The 19,183-nt window shown below is 60.1% G+C and carries 11 protein-coding genes; 3 read left to right on the plus strand and 8 right to left on the minus strand.

The genetic code is table 11. From position 1 onward, the window contains the following. Window positions 1-22 precede the first annotated feature (22 nt). From fabZ to ACSJLU_RS11860, 3 genes are all read right to left on the minus strand, one after another. Window positions 23-478 (minus strand): 3-hydroxyacyl-ACP dehydratase FabZ, encoded by a 456-nt coding sequence (gene fabZ, locus ACSJLU_RS11850; protein WP_025302804.1) that lies wholly within the window; start codon window positions 476-478, stop codon window positions 23-25. 189 nt (window positions 479-667) lie between these two features. Continuing rightward, window positions 668-1,162, minus strand: coding sequence for a TIGR00645 family protein (locus ACSJLU_RS11855; RefSeq protein ID WP_025302805.1), 495 nt, complete (start codon window positions 1,160-1,162; stop codon window positions 668-670). Window positions 1,163-1,267: 105 nt separating this feature from the next. Further along, a complete protein-coding gene (locus ACSJLU_RS11860) occupies window positions 1,268-2,467 on the minus strand; it encodes an MFS transporter (protein WP_089195874.1) in 1,200 nt (399 codons plus the stop codon). A 97-nt stretch (window positions 2,468-2,564) separates the two neighbouring features. Here ACSJLU_RS11860 and ACSJLU_RS11865 point away from each other — a divergent pair, with 97 nt between their 5' ends. Further along, window positions 2,565-3,506: a LysR family transcriptional regulator gene (locus tag ACSJLU_RS11865; protein ID WP_025302807.1), complete on the plus strand. Its 942-nt coding sequence runs from the start codon at window positions 2,565-2,567 to the stop codon at window positions 3,504-3,506. 6 nt (window positions 3,507-3,512) lie between these two features. On the opposite strand, the gene ACSJLU_RS11870 is transcribed toward ACSJLU_RS11865, so the two are convergent. The 4 genes from ACSJLU_RS11870 to ACSJLU_RS11885 all read right to left on the minus strand — a co-directional run bounded on the left by ACSJLU_RS11870 (window position 3,513) and on the right by ACSJLU_RS11885 (window position 13,927). Beyond that, window positions 3,513-3,806 carry a SelT/SelW/SelH family protein gene (locus ACSJLU_RS11870; protein ID WP_004928553.1) on the minus strand — a complete coding sequence of 98 codons (294 nt, stop codon included), beginning with the start codon at window positions 3,804-3,806 and terminating at the stop codon, window positions 3,513-3,515. A gap of 66 nt (window positions 3,807-3,872) precedes the next feature. Beyond that, window positions 3,873-5,357, minus strand: a complete 1,485-nt coding sequence (locus ACSJLU_RS11875) for a Ca2+-dependent phosphoinositide-specific phospholipase C (protein ID WP_380826931.1) — start codon at window positions 5,355-5,357, stop codon at window positions 3,873-3,875. A gap of 58 nt (window positions 5,358-5,415) precedes the next feature. Further along, a complete protein-coding gene (locus tag ACSJLU_RS11880; protein ID WP_439041082.1) occupies window positions 5,416-13,362 on the minus strand; it encodes an RHS repeat domain-containing protein in 7,947 nt (2,648 codons plus the stop codon). Window positions 13,363-13,717: 355 nt separating this feature from the next. Further along, entirely contained in the window at window positions 13,718-13,927 is a 210-nt protein-coding gene (locus tag ACSJLU_RS11885) for a hypothetical protein (protein ID WP_049207659.1), read from the minus strand. 556 nt (window positions 13,928-14,483) lie between these two features. Between ACSJLU_RS11885 and adhP the strand changes: the two genes are divergently transcribed. Continuing rightward, a complete protein-coding gene (adhP, locus tag ACSJLU_RS11890) occupies window positions 14,484-15,500 on the plus strand; it encodes an alcohol dehydrogenase AdhP (RefSeq protein WP_004928541.1) in 1,017 nt (338 codons plus the stop codon). A 52-nt stretch (window positions 15,501-15,552) separates the two neighbouring features. Here adhP and exaC read toward each other — a convergent pair whose 3' ends face one another. Continuing rightward, entirely contained in the window at window positions 15,553-17,073 is a 1,521-nt protein-coding gene (gene exaC, locus ACSJLU_RS11895) for an acetaldehyde dehydrogenase ExaC (RefSeq protein WP_060447184.1), read from the minus strand. A 276-nt stretch (window positions 17,074-17,349) separates the two neighbouring features. Between exaC and ACSJLU_RS11900 the strand changes: the two genes are divergently transcribed. Further along, window positions 17,350-19,128, plus strand: coding sequence for a sigma-54-dependent Fis family transcriptional regulator (locus tag ACSJLU_RS11900; RefSeq protein ID WP_049295591.1), 1,779 nt, complete (start codon window positions 17,350-17,352; stop codon window positions 19,126-19,128). Window positions 19,129-19,183: the final 55 nt, after the last annotated feature.

The following is a 19,183-nucleotide window of genomic DNA, read 5'->3' on the forward strand; positions in this document are numbered from 1 at the left end:
CAGGGCTCCTTCGGCAAGCGGCCTATTTACGGGCGCACATGAAATCGGCGGTGCAAATGCGCTGGCCATCGATGCTGGCGCGGCCGGTAAAGCGGGCGATCGCCCCGCGGCGGCGCACAAAGGCCACCTCCATCAGCACCTGATCGCCGGGGCGGGCGGCGCGATAAAACCGCGCACGCTGAATGGCCGCAAAATAGTAATGCTCCCCCTCGTTTAGCGCCCCGAGATAGTAATGCGCCAGCAGACCGGTGCTTTGCGCCAGCGCTTCCACCAACAGCACGCCGGGAAAACCGGCGAAGTGTGCGTGGCCGTTCCAGAACGTCGGCTCATTGGCGGTGATGTTCTTGATGGCGCTCAGCCTCCCTTCGGCAATGCAGGTGCCGGCGGGCAGCACGCGATCGACCAACAGGCAGGGATAACGATGAGGCAAAATCGCCTGAATATCGTTGAATTGCAGGGGGTGACCAGTCAATGGCATGAGAGAGCGTGATCCTGTCTGCGGCGAAACCGGTGCAAGGGCCGGCGTTCAGTCCATGATGAGTGTAATAACATTATAATAAAATTATCATCAGATGTGCCAGATGAAAAAAACGACGGCGGGGAAACAGGCGAAGAAGGGCGCGTGAGGGAGGCACCCGATCATGACGACCGGGTGTGGCAGTACGTTTTAGTGTTTTGAGCGGGTCACTTTATCCAGGTAGCCCATCACGAAGGCGGACAGCACAAAGGTAAGGTGGATGATCACATACCACATCAGCTTGTTGTCCGGCACGTTCTTGGCGTCCATAAACACCCGCAGCAGGTGAATGGAGGAAATGGCGACGATAGACGCGGCGACTTTGTTTTTCAGCGAGGTGGCGTCCATTTTGCCCAGCCAGCTCAGTTTTTCTTTCCCTTCGGTGATATCCAGCTGCGAGACGAAGTTTTCATACCCGGAGAACATCACCATCACCAACAACCCGCCCACCAGCGCCATATCGACCAGCGACAGCAGGGTCAGGATCAGATCGGCTTCCGCGACAGAAAAAATGTTGGGCAGGACGTGCAGGATCTCCTGAAAAAATTTGATCGACAGGGCGACCAGGGCCAGTGAAAGGCCGAAATAAACCGGTGCGAGCAACCAGCGGGAGGCGTACATCGCGTTTTCTAGCAAGCGTTCCATCATAAAATTGTTTTAAATGCGTGGCAAAAAGGGCGCTCAGTATAGCGCAGGTGGCCCGGGCGAAATCAACCGGTTGCGTTATCCGAGCGCCTATCACGGCGCGGATCAGGCTGTTGCACGCAAAGAGTGGCGCGTCATGCGGATCAGCAAAGCAACACCCGCCGCGGCCGTCGTCAGCGCCACTACGCCCGGCCATCCCAGGTGTTCCAGTACGCGGCTGCCCAGTGCGGCGCCGGTGGCCATGCCGATGAATACCAGCGTGAACAGAATGGCGTTAAGGCGGCTGCGGGCAGCCGGATCGAGGCCGTAAATAATGGTCTGGTGCGCGATCAGCGTGGCCTGAATGCCGAGATCAAACCCGATGGCGCTCAGCGCGATCAGCCCCCATTGCGCCGATTGCGGTAGTAACGGCAGTAAAAACATCAGGGCGAAAGAAACCGTTACCAGCGCAGCGCCGATTTTAGTGACGCCGTCTGGGCCGTATCGGTCAGCCAGACTGCCCGCCAACGGTGCCGCCAGTGCACCCGCTGCGCCGGCCAGGCCGAACGCGCCGGCGACTGCGCTGCCCAGCTGATAGCGATCGGCCAGCATCACCGCGAGCGTGGACCAGAAGGCGCTGAAGGCGACGGACAAAAAGGCCTGAGACAACGCCGCGCGCCGCAATTCAGGGTAGGTGGCCCAAAGCCGGCTCATCGAACGCAGCAAGGCGGGATAACTCAGCGTGCTGTGAGGCTGAAAGCGCGGCAAAGCTCGCCCTATCACCAGCGTGATCGGTAAAACGGCCAGCGCGGCTAACGCATAAACACTGCGCCAGCCGAAATAATCGGCGACCAGCCCGCTGAACACGCGCGACAGCAAAATACCGGCCAGCAACCCGGTCATCACGGTGCCGACGATTTTACCGCGTCGGGCATCAGGAGCCAGAGCCGCGGCGGCGGGGATGATGTCCTGCGCGACGGTGGCGGCCAGGCCGAGCGTCAGGCTGCTGAGCAACAGCAGCGAAAAAGAGGAAACCAGGCTGCACAACAGCAGCATCATGGCCAGCAGCACGCCCTTCACCAGAATGATCCCGCGGCGATCGTGGCGATCGCCCAGCGGCGCCAGTAACAGAATACCCAAGGCATACCCCAATTGGGTCAGGGTCGGTACGAATCCGGTATCGCCAACGCCGACATGGAAGTCGGCACCCATGACGCTCAACATCGGCTGACTGTAGTAAATAGAGGCGACGCTAAGGCCGGCGCCGGTGGCCAACAGGAAAACGGTTTTGGCGGAAAGCGCACCGCCGGTGGGTGAGAGGCTCATTCGATAATTCCTGACAAGGTGGATGTGCGGCTATTTTTGTCGTGAATGTTATCGGCGGGTAGACCCGATATGGGTAGAACTGTTATACGTAACACGTATGAATAAAATTAATTTACCCAACGGCGACCGTATAATCCTGCTGCAAACCCTGGTGCGTATTGTCGAGAGCGGGAGCCTGTCGGCGGCGGCGCAGCAGCTGGGCACCTCGCAGCCGACCATCAGCCGACGTCTGCGGGCGTTGGAACAGCTGTTGGGCACCAGGTTGATCCAACGGACGACGCATGCGCTCCATCTTACCGATGACGGCGAACGCTGCTATCAGCAAGCGCGCGGCTTGCTCGCGCAATGGCAAAGCCTGGAAGATGCGCTGCGCGGCGCGCGCGACGAACCGGTTGGCGCACTGCGCGTGCGCGCTCCGCACGCCTTTGGGCAGGATCAGCTGATCGGGCCGCTCGGGGAGTATTTGCGGCGCTATCCCCAAACCAGCGTGGAGTGGACGCTGAACGACCACTCTCCCGATTTCATTTCCGAAGGCGTAGACTGCGCCATTCACGTTGGTGCGGTGACCGATCCTTCGGTGGTGGCGGTGCTGTTGGCGGAAGTGCCGCGCAGCACGGTGGCGTCACCCGCACTGTTGACTGAACGACCGGCGATCGTCGATCTCGACGATTTGGCATCATTGCCGTGGCTGGCGGTAAACAGTTTTTATCGCAATGAGGTCGTCCTGACCCACGCGACCAGCGGCGAGCAGCGGCGTTTCGGCATCGCACCCAGGTTGAGCACCGACAGCCTTTATGCGGCGCGTAAAGCGGCGCTGGAAGGGCTGGGCGTAGCGATCGTGTCGTCTTGGGTGGTGAAAGAAGAGTTGGCGCAAGGATCTCTGCAGACGCTGTTGCCCCTGTGGCGAGCCGAGCCACTGCCTATCTACCTGCTGTATCCTTACGCCAGCTATTATCCCGCGCGTTTACGCAAATTCATGGAAATGATGAAAGAAACGATGCCGCGCATTATCGGCGCGCAGCCGCCGACGGGGCGCTGACGGCCTTCAGTGCCTGGCTTTTTTACCGTCGCTGTGGCCGAGAGAGCGATCGGGGAAGCTGTGATCGCGCAGCCGCTGCTTTAACTGCGCCGCATCGGGGAAGCCGCCGTCAATCTTGCGATCCCAAATCATCACGCCATCGACGCTGATTTGGTAGACCCCGCCGGTGCCCGGCATCAGGGTGACGGAGGCGAGATCGTCACCAAAGGTGTTTAGCAGCTCTTGCGCCATCCAGCCGGCGCGCAGCAGCCAGTTGCATTGCGAACAGTAGTGGATCGTCACTGCGGGGGCATTTTTCATCGTTGGCGGATCGAGTAGGAAGCGGTGCTTGCATCATCAGCTGCCGCACCGCCGTTGTCAATTTTCCTAACGGTAGGGGCCGAGGCTCGCGGCAGGGGCGCTGTCGGCGATGAATTCGCCGGTGGCCGAGTTGCCGAAGACGGTGCTCTCTGTCGGCGTCTTTGCGCCGCCGAACAGCCATTTTACGGAGCCGGCGCCGTGTGAAGAGGCCGCCCAGCCTTGCAGCGGCAGCGTTTGGCTGACGCCGATCTCCCCTACGGCGTGCCAGATCAGGCCGTCGATTGAATAACTGCCTTGTGCCTGGTGGCCATCGGCCCGAACCGTCAGCTTCAGCCATATCGGCGTATTGCTGCTGACGACGGGCTTGCCGTTGACGCCATTTGGCAGACGGGCATCGATTTTTTCCGTACCGGCGCAGTTATCCCGCCGGTACTGCATGCGGATTTCGTGAGCAGCGGTTTGAAATATTGCGATATAGGCGGCGTCATCGGCGGTCGTGGCCCGCGCCATCACTCCGCCTTTGATAAAGCCGTCGGTATGTGACTGCGGGTTGGCGACGAAGGCGCTGAGCGTGCGTTCGGCACCGATAGTGGTACGATCGAAACGAAAATAGCCGCTGTCGCGTTTATTCCAGATATCGCCGGAGTCGACCTTGATGGCGCAGAGTGCACCGGATTCGGGCAGATCCGGCGGTAGCGTGACGTCGATGCCGGTAAACGGATAGCCGGTCATCGGCAGATCGGTGCGCGCCCACCCGTCCCAATCGGCGTTAACCTTGTTGGTGGCCAGATGGTGCGCGCGACTGTTCCAGCCGGTAGCCCAACTGTTTGCGTCGTTCAGGCCGTAGGCGCGGCCGACAAAGCCGGCGGTAAACACCGCGTTCGCCAGGGCGGTGTGGGCGGCCGAGAGGTTGAACATCACGGCGCAGGCGTGTTGGTCGATTTGTTGCGCCTGGGTGATTTCCGGCGTGACGAACGCCAGCCGTTGATTGGCGGTGGCGCCGTTTTGCACATACTGATTGAGCACCGAATTCGGCGAGGCGAGATCGCCGGTGGTGCAGCCAACAATGAACTTGCCGCGCAGGGTGTCGAGCGACGGCCACCCATAGGCGGCGATCGCTGCTTGCAGATCGGTGCAGTCGCCGATCAGATCGGGTGGTCCCCAAATGTGTTCGCGCCCCAGGCGCTCGGCCAACAAACGATCGAGCGATTCGGGTGTTTGATCTCGGGCGGCGTTGAAGTCGTCTTTCAAATCCAGCCACAGGGTGACGACTTCGTGCTGCGGCACCGCGCGATGAAACGCCAACAGCGCGTCCAGTGCATCCGCCAAGGTGTTGACTGAGCTGACCTGATCGATGACCGCCAGATGATAAACGTACCAGTTGCCGTTTAACTGCGGCCAACCGGCGGCGTTATTACTGTTGTGGATATCGATCTCAAGGGAACGGATGCGCCAGTACAGCGCCTGAGCCGGGTAGCTTTCCGTGCGTTGATACGAGTTGTGGGTGCTCTTTTGCCGCACCTGATGGTAGCGAATCGTTGCATCATTCATGACGTTGCCTCTCATCAAGACGCAGGGACGGGACGCGCAGTCCCGCACCCTGCGTGGGTTATGCTTTGCCGTTGCTCCAGCCGGCGGGATCCAATACCAGCGCCGTTTGCAGCCCGATGCTGCCGGTCATCGCCGGGCTGTAGGCCTGTTGTCCATAGAAGGCCGTCGGCGGGGTTCCTGTCGCCGTGCCACCGCCGCTCGGCAGCAGCGGCGAGACGGTCTGCTTGGCCACCGCACCGCCGAGACTGCTGAAAGTTGGCAGGCTGAATTTCCCCAGGACGAAACTTTGCATTCCCCCGACCAGTGGCAGGTTGTAGTTGGGGATGCGGCTGACGAAGGCTGGCAACGGCACGATGCCCAGGCTACCGAAAGCGTTGTAGGCGTTGCTGACCTGGGTGAGCGAGGTCGGGCTGAAGGCCCAGCCGTTGCCGCCGGTCAGCTCGGCGAAACGCGCAGCCTGCTGGAAGGCGGCCGCACCGCCAACCCCTGCGGCGCCGCCACTGATCGCGCCGCCGACGGCACCGGTAACGGCGCCTTTCAGCAGCGACTGTTGCCAACTGCCGCTGTTGGCGACGCCAAAGGCGTCGTTGATGAAGAATTGGCTCACTCCCTGCGCCGCACCTACTGCCGCGCCTACGGTGGCTCCGACCCCTGCGCCGGCCGCCAGGCCCGCCGCAATGCCGCCGGCGGTGGTGGAAGCCGCCGCCGCCGCTGCCGACCCTGCGGCAAAGGCGCCGACTCCGCCGGCGGCGGACAGAGCCCCGGCGAGGGCTCCTATCCCTGCGCCGGCGAATACATAACCGGCTAGCGCGCCACCGCGCAATCCGGACTGATAGCCGCTGTACAGGGCGACCCCGCCGCCCAGCACGGCGCCGACGGCGGCCCCGATCAGCAAGATGATAATGATTGGGGCGATCTCACCGGAAGGGTCGGTCTGATTAACCGGGTTGTTGCCGCAGTAGACGTAAGGGCCGCCATACTGGAATCTAGGATCGCAGGAGTAAAAGCGCCCCAATTGCGGATCGTAGAAGCGCGCCCGATAGTTATAGAGTCCCAAATCTTCGTCCAACTCCTGGCCGGTGTAGCGATAGCGCAGTAACGAGGACGTGCCGACGCCAGTCGGCAACGATTGGCCGAAGGGCATGTAGTCGAGCAATGCGTTGACCTGACCGTTTTCCGCCACTACGGCACGGATCGAACCTTGCTGATCCTTCAGCACGTACTGGGCCTCACCACCGTCGATGAGCAGCAGCAATCCGCCGACGCCATAGAGATATTGCGTCGTACGAGCGCCGAACTCCATCAGCGGCGCGTCGCTCAGGCCGTGTACGTAAGCGAGTTTGCTGCCGTCGGCGAACCGCTTTTGCACCCGCTGATTGATGCCGTTGTAGCACAGCGCAAGCTGGCGGCCGTCATCCAGTGCGATCGTTAACGGAAGATTATTCAGTGGGTTGTAATCGATACGCTGAATACCGCGACTGGCGGAGAGCGTGACGTTACCGACGACGTCATACTCGTAACGCTGCGCGACCGCGTCATTGGCGAGCACGGCGGCGACTTTGCCGCTGTTCGGCTGATACTCGTAGCTGAAGAGGGTGTCTCCCTGTTGCAGCCGGAGGATGTTGCCGCCGGCGTCGAAGGTCAGCGGCGCGCCGACGCCGAGGCTGTAGGCGGAATTGACGCTGTGCTCGGCGACCGTCAATTGGCCGCGCGGATCGTAGCGATAGCGATAAGCGAAGCTGTTTTCGGGCCTGACCGCATTGTCGTGCACTACGCCGGCGATATTGCCGTTGAAGTAACCGGCGCCCTCGTAGCCGCCGTCGGTGTAGCTGAAGCGATGTTTCAACAGCGGTGCGCCGTCGGCATAGTGGTTGTTGATTTCATTCAACCAGCCGGGAGAGTTATAACTCATGGTGCGTCGCAGCGCCCGCCCCCCCTGTGAATTCAACTGCTCTTCAGCCAGGCTGCCGTCGGCATGGTAACGGTAGCGAACGAACTTCTCCGGATCGTCCGGCGTGCCGATGGCGGCGGTTTGTCCCATGTCGTTATAGCGATAGGCCACGCTGGCGAGCGGCGCGCCGGCGGGATAATCGATGCGGATGACGTTGCCGAGGTTGTCGTAGGCATAGCCCGTGATGTAATCGCCAGCGTCCGGCAGACGCAGTTGCGACAGGGTCGCATTGCCTCCCGTATCGTAGCCATAGCAGTTTTCGACGCAGAGTCCGTCAGCGGCGCGACGGTACATTTTCCACAGGCGGCCGCGCAGAGTCGGCTCGTCGCCTTCGCCGTCATAGACGTTTTGCGTTTGCCAGTCATCATGGTGCGGGTAGTGCGGATCGTTATCGGCGATCGCCTGCAGCGCCGAACCGTCACCCCAGGCTTGCGCCACTTCGCCATCCTCGCTCAGGCGCCCCAGAACGTCATATTTTTTATACAACACGCGGTCTTTCGCGCGGCTCAGCGGCGTTGAGCTGAAACGCAGACGTCCGGCAGGATCGTAGATATACGTCGTTTCTCCGGCATCCGGCGTGACGCGTGCAGCGAGCTGACACAGGAAGTTGTAGCGATTGTGGCTGATGAAGGCGTCATCCGCCGGGGAAGACGACGGGTGGCGAACCTGCACGATATTGCCCGCCGCGTCGAAGATCTGTTGGACAGCGTCGCGAACAACGCCGCCGGCCTCGGTCTGCTTGCTCAGCGTCTGGCCACGGCGATCGTTGAGTGACAGCACGCCGGTGCCATCGGCATCGTACAGGGCGCTCACCCGCAATTCTCCAGGGCGACAGGCGATACCTGCCACCTGCGTGTGATCGGTGACGGCGTAAATGAACCGTGTAATATGCGGGTTGTCGCCGGTAATGGCGAAGATTTTGCCTGGCATGCCTTTGGCCACCGGGCGTTTCAGCGAGGAAGCCTCATAACGGGTGCCGCTATAGGGGTAACCTTCGTCCTGCGGGTAATAATCACTCACTTCACCGGTCATCACGCCGTTTGCGGCGTCCAGTGTGCGGACAAAGGCCGCCCGGTAGCCGAACAACGTGCGTTCAAAGGCGGCGATCTTGGTTTCGGCAACCGTATTGCCCAGCGCGTCGTACAGCGTTTCACGCACCAGGCATCGTCCTTCGTTCAGCACCTGGTGCTGCGTTTCCTGCCGGTTGGCGTTTTTATACGTGATGGCCAGCTGCGGCGATCGGAAGGTAACCGCATTGGCAAAATAGATTTCCCCCTGTGCCTGCAGGCTGAATTCACCGTCGATCCTTGCATCGGTCTGAAGGGCGAAAACCTGACGACCGTCGGCATATAACAGAACGGCATCGTCGCCCGGTACCAGCAGCACCGAGGTGGGCAGGCAGCCGTTGGTCGCGTCGTCAGTGTAGGTGTTGCCCGCCAGCGTCAGCCGCCATCCCGCGATGGCGTCCCACTGGGCGCTCAGACTGTCGCCGATCGTCAGGCCGAAGGCGAGGTTCTGCGTCGCCGGCGACGAAAGGGTGAAGCCCACCGCGTAGCGGCCGGCGGTGGCCAACCAACGCAGGCGGTTGAGCGTCGTACCGCAATGCAGTAGCCGGCCCTGGCTGAGACGCCAGGCGCTGTCGTCGTCGCGCCGCCAGCGCGTCCAGGTTTGTTCGCCCTGCGTGAAGGTTTCGTATTGCCCACCGTCGGCGGCCAGAATTTCGCAGCTGCTGGCGGGATCGTGCTGCGGGTAGCTGAATGGCAGCGTATCGTGCCAACTGCGTGGCGCATAGTTCACCACGCCTTTCTTGCTTTCGCCTTGTGGCCCGGTCTCAACGAACTTTTGCCGCAGCGGATCGTAGCCGCAGCGCAGGACATCGGCGTTGTTGCCCATAACGGCGATCTCATCCAGATACAGCGGATCGTAGCAGCGGGCCTCCATCTTGCTGGCCAACGGCGTGACGCTGACGGTGTTGAACAGCACATAGCCGACCGTTTTTTGGTTGTCGAAGGCGAGCGCGAGCGGACGCTCCGGAACGCCGCTATAGGGGATGACGCTTTGCCAGTAAACCCAAGCGCCTTCTGCCGTGGGGACGATCGGCGTGGTGTGCGGCGCGGCATTGCCACTACGGCTGATCAAGTTTGCCGCACCGGGCGCCGCGTTGAAACCGGGCGAGGTTTTGAGCCAGGCGGAGACAACGACCGGCTGCGTTTGCCGCAGCGGCGCCGTTCGGGTCAGGGTCGCACCGACGCCGAGTTTGAGGCTGCGGCTGCCGACATAGGCGTCGTCGTCGACGATCGCCGTATCGCCGTCGAGCCGCCAGGGATCGGTGCTGTGTTGATAGGGTTCGAAACCGATGAAATCGCACTCATCCGCCGCGCCGCTGACGAACGCCGCCACCGGCAGGATCTGGTTGTTGTCCCACAGCGTGCTTTCGACCTGGCTTTCGCTGTTTTTCTGGGAGAGGATCGCACCATAGAATGTTCTGGCCAGTATCGTGCCTACCGGCAACCACGCGTCACCCGGATCGCTTGCCAGCGCCGGCGGGCTGGGGGGCTGGGCGCCAATCGCGGCTTGCAGCACATAGGCTTGCGTGGCGGCCCACACTGTCGGCGCAGCTTCATCGGCAAGCGGCTGTTGCCGTTGCAGAGCGCCGTAGCGTTGCAGACTGCCGGCGTAGATTGGCAGCGCCTCTCCCAGCGCCGCGCTCCCCGCTGCGTCGAATTGGCTGAAGGGCGCGTCGATCGCATTTTTCAGTAAGAACCAGGGATAGGCTTCGAACGCATAGCCGTAGAGTTTGGCAACGCCCTGCGTTTCTCCGGTGGCGGTCACATTGTCAAAGCGCTCGCGGATCAATTTGCCGAAGCGTGAGTCATAGCGATAATCGGTACGTATCGCCAGGCCATCATTAAGGCTGTTGTCGGCGATGCAGCGCGTATAACCGCCGAACAGAGGTCGCTCGACGCCGTCGATCGCTACGGAGGTGAAGGCCATCAGGTTTTTTTGTTCGTGAACCAACAGATTGCCGTCGGCGTCAAACACCTTTTGCTCGATCAATTGGCCGTCCAACAGCCCGGATGACGCTTGATCTGCAGCGCGAACTCGCTCGCCGACCTGCGGATCCTGGCGCGTCAGGCCATTGAAGTAATAGTTCTCGCGATAGCCGAAGCGCGGCGCGGACATGCTCTCGCTGCCGGGATAGCTGGCACTCTTGTAGTACTTGAAGACCGCGCCGGTAGGGTCGCAGGTCGCTGTCGCAATGTCGAACACGTAGCAGGTGGTGCTGACGGCGTAGCCGTCATCGATGCTGACCGTGTCGACGCAGTAATCCACCAGTGCGCCTTGCAGCGTGTTGTCGAGGTAGCGATTCAGCGTCAGGCTTTCCGCATTATCGAAGTCTTTGTTCAGCGGTAGATAGGTAACGAACGCGGACAGGCCGGCGGGATATTGGCCGTTGATATTGGGTTTGACCATGCCGGAGACGCCAATCTGCGTGAAATAACGTTGCGTGAGCGTGTCATCGCCGGCGAAGGCCTGATTGCGGAAGGTTTTCACGGTGGTGTTTTTGGCTGCCGTGCCGTCCAGGTTCAGATAAGAGATAAAGCGCGGTCCCTGATTGATCATGGTGGTGCTGTCTATCGCGTAGGGCACTTCGGCATATCCGGCTGCCGCGTCCAACCAATTGCACCAGGAACCGCGGTGATAGACGCGGTTGCCCATGGTGGCGATATCCGCGCCTGCCGTCGGGAAGTAGTGTCTTTTTCTTTCCGAAGTTGGATCGTCACGGGTATAGAGATCGCGCGCCGCATCGTTCCAGGCGGTGATTTGCCGGTTGGGATCGTAGGCTACCATGCGCGCCTGAGCCGCGAATTCGCGGTTGCTGACGGCGATTGCGTAATCGGCGCCGTAGGCGAACCAGTTGATGTCCTGATCGCTGCAGGTACTGCGTAACAGCAGGCTGTCGTTACGCAGCCAGTCTGCGCCGTTATAGCGCAGCAGATAGGGGCCGGACGCAATCATGGCGTTGTTGACGAATTTTGCCAGGAACGGAATGGTGAGGGTTTGCGACGGCGCGCTTTTCGGCAGGCGGCAGGGAAAGTCAGTGCTGGTCATGGCGCCGAATGCCGCGTCCCATCCGATGACCTTGACGGTGTAATCAACGCTGAGCGAAACCTCCTGCGTGATGTAGGTCAGCGCGATAAACGAGGCGCCGGCGGCAAAACCGAAACGGGTGGCCGACGCATCGCCGCCGAGGGTGAACACCAGCGGGAGTGAGGCGCCGTTTCGCCATTGTTCTTGGCTATCCTGATAATAAAGCGCCAGCCGATTACGGTGTTCGCCGCCGGTGAGGGGGGCATAATCCAGGACGGCGTAATAGCCGTTGGCCGCCGCGATGTAGGGGCGGGCGGTGGCGTTGAGATCGCCAGACCTATCGGCGATCGCCCACCGTTTGGTGAAGTTATCCCAGGTGTAGCGCAGCAGCGTCCGTTGATCCTTGTCGCAGACCACAAAAAAGTTGTCGCCGGCGGCCAGCTGCAGTTGGGTGGTGTTGGCGGCGATTGGCGCGCTGTCGAACCACTCGCCCCATTTGCGGTTATCCTTGTGATAGACATGCGCATAGGATTTGCCGCTCTGCGGGGTGGCATAGGTCAGGCAGGCGAAATCACCGGCAGTGACGACGTTGACACTGTTGATGTCGAAAGCGGCCTTGATCGTTTGCTGCTCGGGAGCCCAGCATTGCCAGCGCCCAAGCCAGGTGTAAAACGTGACGTGGATTTGGTCGCTCGACTCGTTAAGCCACAGGCAGACCGCGTAATCGCCGCCGAACCATACGCGCGGTTTGGCGCTGCGCGGCCAGGGACTGACGATCTGCCGCTGGCGATCGCACAGCGGCAGCGTTTGTTGCTTATACCGGTAGGCGATTTTCGCACCGTCCGGCGTGACGGCGCCACTGAGCGCGCCGGCATTGACCGTACCCGCCGGCCAGTAGCTGAACTGCATCTGCGGCAGCGCATAATTTTCCGCATAGCGCCGCTGGACGCCGGTGAGCGTGCGTTTGACGGTATCACCGTAAAGCGGATCGCTTTGCGGGTAACCGCTGAAATTACTCTGCGTGTCATAGCTCAGCTGCACCGCATAGAGCAATGTGCCCTGCGAGTTTTTGACGACGATGTTGTCCAGATAGCGCGTTTCGTAGCGATCCTGATAGGCTGAAGCGGCGTTGCCGGGGGCCTTGCTGTAGGGGGTATCCCAATGCGGAGACAGGTATTCCCGTGGGCCTGCGGGCGACTGCGTGTCGTACCGCTTCTCCTGATAGCCAAAATCGACGGTGCGATCGAACATGTCGGTGATGCGCGTCAGGTAGCAGGCTTTGGTAAAACTTAAGCCTCGTTCGCCAACCGGCTGTTCAACGGCCTCGTAACGGAAGGCGATCCGATCGCCCCACAGGCTTTCCACCTGCGCCAGATTCCAGATTGCCGCAAAGCGAGACTGCAAGGCATCGCCCTGGGGCGAGTGGGTCAAAGCGGATTGTCCCGACCAGTTGCCCCAGCGCACTTTCCATTGAATGCTCTGATCATCCTGCGCGTTGCCGCCGTAGAAGTAGCTGACCCCGTTGTCCTTGACCAGCTCCCAGCGTTCGAACTGCGGATAATACAGGACCTTGCTGAAATCATAGTGGAAGCACTCAAACGCTTCACCGCCGGAGAAGACGGCGAGTTCGGCGTCCTGGCGCAGCACGTTGAAGGTGCGCTGATAGACTGGGTCGATAATTTCCCATTGTCGATCGTCGAACCGCGTGACGACCTGAGCATGGCAACCCAACTGCAGGCCGGCGGCGATGAAAGCGGATTGGATTTCGGTGTCCACTTTGCCGCTATTGAGCGCGGTGGTGGCGGCGATTGGTAATTTCGCTCTCAGCCAATCGTTGGGCGCGCGAATTAATTCTGATGAGGCGTTGTTGGTATAAATTCGATAAAGGTTGTCACCGGGTGTTGCATTATCCCGGTGATCGGCTTCAATGCGTTCGAAAGGCAATTGCCAGCCTAATCCCATAATTCCGGTTGGTGCGCTAACATTTGATTGATAAATTTCATTTTTGATGTTGCTGCCATAAAATGCAGTGACTTTGACGTCGAGTTGATTCCTTCCGGTTAACGCAACCAAATCAAGCGATAAATTCACATCGCCGCGAAACAGATTGACGCTGTCTTCGAATATGTTTTTTTCATTGCTTTCGAATTGGCTTGGCCGTACTGGCGGGATCTGACCGTTGGTTTTGTCACTCATTTTTAAATACCCTCATCGATAAAGCGCAGGGAAACAAAATGGCTTTCAATCGCCAGGGGCGATTGAAAGCCAGGCGATGCGCCTCTGCGCCCAAACGGCGGGCCAGCGGCCGCTCAACGTCTCAGGATTCGCATTCGGCGATCACCAGCACTCTTACCGTACCTGAGGTTTTATTGTTGGATTTGTCCTCCATAAAGCAGGTGGCGGACACCGTGACACTGCTGCCGCTGAGGCCGGCGATCGCGCTGGAGACGTCGATTGTTTTCAGGTGGTGGTCGGTGTTGCCGTAAGAAACGTTAAACCCCTGAACGGCGACGGAAGCATTAATCACCCGTGAACCAAAATCCAAACTTTGAGTGGAGCCGGAACTGACGCTAATAACTTTAAATTGTGTCGTCGACATATATAACCTCGAATTTTTAGACAGCTGTGGGTAGCGCCGCTAAAAATAGCGGCGATGAAAAATAGAAGGTGAAGAAAAGTCTTGTCAGAGATAAACAGCATAGTTAAAACTAGGGGAGGTAATTGATTCTGTCAATGAAAGTATAAATAAAATTAAACCATTTCAAAATCATGATGATAAATAAAATAACTTTTTTATCAATGATATTAAGCGTGTTAATTATAATCTTATTCAGTCGTTATTGAACTAAGGGTATTTCTGTGACAGGTGATGTTACATTAATTAGAGAGCGTTGTTTTTATTGTGTTAAGTGAATGGCACTCATGCTTCTGCAATGCCGTGCAATTAATTCAATAAAAAAAATTTCTCTGCTATATTTTAAAGCTAACCGTTTAGCGGAAAAAGAGAATGTGAATTGTCGCCCTGGGTGACAGTAACGACCGTGATCAAGACCGTTTTTATAATCCGGCTGGAGGAATACAGCATGAAAGCTGCCGTAGTGACGAAAAACCATACCGTAGACATTCAGGATAAAGTGCTGCGCCCGCTGAAGCACGGCGAGGCGGCGTTAAAAATGGAGTGTTGCGGGGTGTGCCACACCGACTTGCACGTGAAAAACGGCGATTTCGGCGAGGTGCCGGGCATTACGTTGGGACATGAGGGTATCGGCGTGGTCTCCGCCGTCGGTGAGGGCGTTACCTCGTTAAAAGTGGGTGACCGCGCTAGCGTCGCCTGGTTTTACCAGGGTTGCGGCCATTGCGAATATTGCGTCAGCGGCAACGAAACCCTGTGCCGCTCGGTGAAAAATGCCGGCTACAGCGTTGACGGCGGCATGGCGGAAGAGTGCATCGTGGTGGCGGACTACGCGGTGAAAGTGCCGGACGGGCTCGATTCTTTCGCCGCCAGCAGTATCACCTGCGCCGGGGTCACCACCTACAAGGCGGTGAAAATTTCCGATATCAAGCCGGGGCAGTGGATCGCCATCTATGGCCTGGGCGGGCTGGGCAACCTGGCGTTGCAGTACGCCAAAAATGTGTTTAACGCCAAAGTGATTGCCATCGACGTCAACGACGGCCAGTTGGAGTTCGCCAAACAGATTGGCGCCGATCTGACCATCAACTCCAAAACGCAAAATGCGGAGGAGATCATTCAGCAGCAAACCGGCGGCGCTCACGCGGCGGTGGTGACGGCGGTGGCGAAAGCCGCCTTCAACTCGGCGGTCAATGCGGTGCGCGCCGGCGGTAAAGTGGTGGCCGTGGGGCTGCCGCCGGAGAGCATGGATCTGAGCATTCCGCGCCTGGTGCTGGACGGCATTCAGGTGGTGGGGTCGCTGGTCGGCACACGCGAAGATCTGAAAGAGGCGTTCCAGTTCGCTGCCGAAGGCAAAGTGACGCCGAAAGTGACCAAACGGCCATTGGGCGATATCAACGCCATCTTCGACGAGATGAAGGCGGGCACCATTCGCGGTCGCATGGTGATCGATCTCGGCATGGCGAAATAAGCATCGCTAAAAAAGGCCACCCGCGGGTGGCCTTCTTGTCGCTATGCCCGGCTCAGAACAGGCCCAGCGGTTTGGCGTCGTAGCTGACCAGCAGGTTTTTCACCTGTTGATAGTGCGACAACGCCGCCTTGTGGGTTTCGCGCCCGATACCGGAGTTCTTGTAGCCGCCGAACGCGGCGTGCGCCGGGTACAGGTGGTAGCAGTTGGTCCACACGCGCCCGGCCTTGATCGCGCGCCCCATGCGGTAGGCGCGGTTGATGTCGCGGGTCCAGAGCCCGGCGCCCAGTCCGAACTCGGTGTCGTTGGCCAACGCTAGAGCTTCGGCCTCATCCTTGAAGGTGGTGACGCCAATCACCGGCCCGAAGATTTCCTCACGGAAGAAACGCATACTGTTGTTGCCGGTAATCAGCGTCGGCTGCAGGTAGAAACCGTTTTGCACTTCGTCGCCGCGCTGAGCGGGTTCGCCGCCCGCAACGATTTTGCCTCCCTCGTTTTTAGCGATGTCGATGTACGACAGGATCTTGTCATACTGCTGTTTTGACGCCTGGGCACCGATCATGGTCTCGGTGTCGAAGGGATCGCCCTGGCGGATGGTGGCGATGCGTGCCAGCACTTTCTCCATAAACTGCGGGTAGATGGATTCCTGGATCAACGCGCGTGAAGGGCAGGTGCACACCTCCCCCTGATTGAAGAAGCCCAGCACCAGCCCCTCAACCGCCTTGTCGATAAACTCCGGCTCCGCCTGCATGATGTCTTCAAAATAAATGTTCGGCGATTTGCCGCCCAGCTCGACGGTGCTGGGGATGATGTTCTCCGCCGCACAGGCGAGGATGTGGCGGCCGACCGGCGTGGAGCCGGTGAAGGCGATTTTTTCGATGCGTTTGCTGCGCGCTAGCGCTTCGCCGGCCTCGGCGCCGAAGCCTTGCACCACGTTGAGCACCCCCGGCGGCAGCAGATCGCCGATCTCTTCCATCAGCACGCTGATGCCGAGCGGCGTCTGTTCCGCCGGTTTCAGCACCACGCAGTTACCGCCCGCCAGCGCCGGCGCCAGTTTCCAGGCGGCCATCAGCAGCGGGAAGTTCCACGGTATGATCTGACCGACTACGCCCAGCGGTTCATAGATATGGTAGGCCACGGTATTTTGGTCGATCTCCGCCGCAGTGCCTTCCTGCGCGCGCAGGCAGCCGGCGAAGTAGCGGAAATGGTCGACCGCCAGCGGCAAATCGGCATTCAGGGTTTCGCGGATCGGTTTGCCGTTGTCCCAGGTTTCGGTCAGCGCCAGCATCTCCAGCCGCGACTCGATGCGATCGGCGATCGCCAGCAGCACGTTGGCGCGTTCTTGCACGCTGGTTTTGCCCCAGGCGTCCGCCGCCGCATGCGCCGCGTCGAGCGCCAGTTCGATGTCTTTGGCGTCGGAACGTGGGAATTCGGCGATCGGCTGGCCGGTCACCGGCGAGGTGTTGGTGAAGTAGTTGCCGGATACCGGTTCGACGAATTTACCGCCAATGTAGTTGCCATAGCGTTTGCGGAACGAAACCAGCGAGCCAGGCAAACCGGGGTGGACATATTTCATGTGAAGCACCTCTCTGCAGATGATAACCGGCGCTATTGGGCTGCGCCTGTGAGTGCGGCATGTCGCCGCAGCACGGAGAAGCACGGCCCGTGCCAGATTGATGAATGGCGAAGATGATCGTTAAAAGATCTCATTTATTAACGCGTTAAAAATTGATATGACGTGACGAATCATGCGGTACCGCCGCCGGCGATGGGTTTTTGTGTTCCGTGTCGCAACGCCTGATACACATCTGTGATACATATTTGCAACACTCGTAAACGGGGGGAGAAACGCATGTTGCCTGATGACCGCTTGCCCACCGAGGGCGCCAGTTTGTTGACCCGCCCGCTGGCGGAATCCTGGCAGCGCAGCCGGGGCTACGGCCTGACACGCGCCGATCAACATATCCCTTTTATCAAAGCCGGATTACTCGAAGAGCTACGCAGCCGCAATGACTGGGTGCCGCAACGGGTACAGCCGCTGATCGAGCAGCTGGGCGCGCAAATTACGCGCCAGCCCGCCATCGTGGTGATCGCCGATGCCGACGGACTGGTGCTGGAAACCCGCGGCAATACCGACTTTCTGCACAAGGCGTCGCGCTTTGCGCTGGCGCCGGGCAACCAGTGGGGCGAAGCGGATCGGGGTACCAATGCCATCGGCACCGCGCTGGCACTCGGCGCGTTCTGCGAGGTCCGAGGCGACCAGCATTTCCTCAACCAAAATGCCGGATTGAACTGCACTGCCGCACCGATCTATCGGCCGGATGGCCGCATTGCCGGCATACTGGATCTCTCCGCCCCCGCGCAGCGCCCGTACCGCGATGCACAGCGCCTGATCATGCAGGCGGTGCGGCATATCGAACACCGCTGGGTCAGAAGCGCGATCGCCGACCGTCACTGGACGCTGCGCCTGCACGCCAACGCCGGGAGCCTGGGCAGCGCGCAGGAGCTGCTGCTGGTGTTTCACGACGAAGTGCTGGTCGCCGCCAATCGGCTGGCGATGCTGGAGTTCCGGCTTTCACCGGCCGCATTAGGCTCGGTTGAGTTTGCCCAGCTGTTTCCCGACCTGCTGCGACAGCCCTCCGGCGCACCGCACCAGACGCTGGCCGGCAATCAACGGCATTATTATTCGCTGCTCGAGGCGCCGCAGCGCCGCGTTAGCGCCCTGCGGTCGGTTCCGCCGCCGGCGGAAAGGCATGACGAACAGCATCAGAAGGCGCTACGCATTCTCAACGCCGGCCTTTCGCTGTGCGTGACCGGCGAAACCGGCTGCGGTAAAGAGCATTTCAGCCGACGCTTGTTTCAACAGAGCCGCTGGCGCAACGGCAACTTCGTGGCGATCAACTGCGCGGCGCTGCCTGAGCCGCTGATCGAATCCGAACTGTTCGGCTATGCGCCGGGGGCGTTTACCGGCGCCAACCCGAAAGGGTATATCGGCAAGATCCGCGAGGCGGACGGCGGCGTGCTGTTCCTCGATGAAATCGGCGACATGCCGGCGGGCCTGCAAACGCGCCTGCTGCGGGTGTTACAGGAAAAAACGGTCACGCCGCTCGGTAGCCGCAGCGCTTATCCGGTCGATTTCGCGCTGGTGTGCGCCACGCACCACGATCTGCATCGGCAGGTAGAGGCCGGGGCGTTTCGTGAGGATTTGCTGTACCGCATACAGGAATACAGCCTGTGCATCCCGCCGCTCAGAGAGCGGGCGCAGCTGGAGGCTTTCATTTTGCAGCTGTGGCGAGAGCTGGGCGGCGAGCGGCGCGACATTCGCCTGTTACCGGAGGCGCTGGCGATGCTGGCGCGCTATCCATGGCCCGGCAACGTGCGGCAGCTGTTGAGTACGCTCAAGGTGCTGCTGGCATTGGCGGACGATCATGCGGTGCTCACCCTGGACGATCTGCCTCAGTCCATCGCGGTGCTGGCGCCGCGCCAGGAGAACGCCGATACCGGCCAGGCGGATCTGCAGACGGCGATCGACAGGGCGGGCGGCAATCTCAGCCGGGCGGCGAAGGCGCTGGGCGTTTCGCGCAGCACGCTGTACCGCAAGTTGTGGAGGCAGAAAGCGGTGGCGGAATGAAACGTCATGATTGCTCATCAATAACCGGCCCCTCGATGCGGGGCCGGTTCATGCT

The organism is Serratia bockelmannii, assembly GCF_051803255.1.
Taxonomy (GTDB): domain Bacteria; phylum Pseudomonadota; class Gammaproteobacteria; order Enterobacterales; family Enterobacteriaceae; genus Serratia; species Serratia bockelmannii.

Bases quoted from the DNA above. Each gene is read 5' to 3' on its own strand.
- ACSJLU_RS11855 (WP_025302805.1), bottom strand. From the start codon at position 1,162: ATGGAACGCTTGCTAGAAAACGCGATGTACGCCTCCCGCTGGTTGCTC.
- ACSJLU_RS11865 (WP_025302807.1), top strand. From the start codon at position 2,565: ATGAATAAAATTAATTTACCCAACGGCGACCGTATAATCCTGCTGCAA.
- fabZ (WP_025302804.1), bottom strand. From the start codon at position 478: ATGCCATTGACTGGTCACCCCCTGCAATTCAACGATATTCAGGCGATT.
- ACSJLU_RS11880 (WP_439041082.1), bottom strand. From the start codon at position 13,362: ATGGGATTAGGCTGGCAATTGCCTTTCGAACGCATTGAAGCCGATCAC.
- exaC (WP_060447184.1), bottom strand. From the start codon at position 17,073: ATGAAATATGTCCACCCCGGTTTGCCTGGCTCGCTGGTTTCGTTCCGC.
- ACSJLU_RS11860 (WP_089195874.1), bottom strand. From the start codon at position 2,467: ATGAGCCTCTCACCCACCGGCGGTGCGCTTTCCGCCAAAACCGTTTTC.
- ACSJLU_RS11875 (WP_380826931.1), bottom strand. From the start codon at position 5,357: ATGAATGATGCAACGATTCGCTACCATCAGGTGCGGCAAAAGAGCACC.
- adhP (WP_004928541.1), top strand. From the start codon at position 14,484: ATGAAAGCTGCCGTAGTGACGAAAAACCATACCGTAGACATTCAGGAT.
- ACSJLU_RS11870 (WP_004928553.1), bottom strand. From the start codon at position 3,806: ATGAAAAATGCCCCCGCAGTGACGATCCACTACTGTTCGCAATGCAAC.
- ACSJLU_RS11900 (WP_049295591.1), top strand. From the start codon at position 17,350: ATGTTGCCTGATGACCGCTTGCCCACCGAGGGCGCCAGTTTGTTGACC.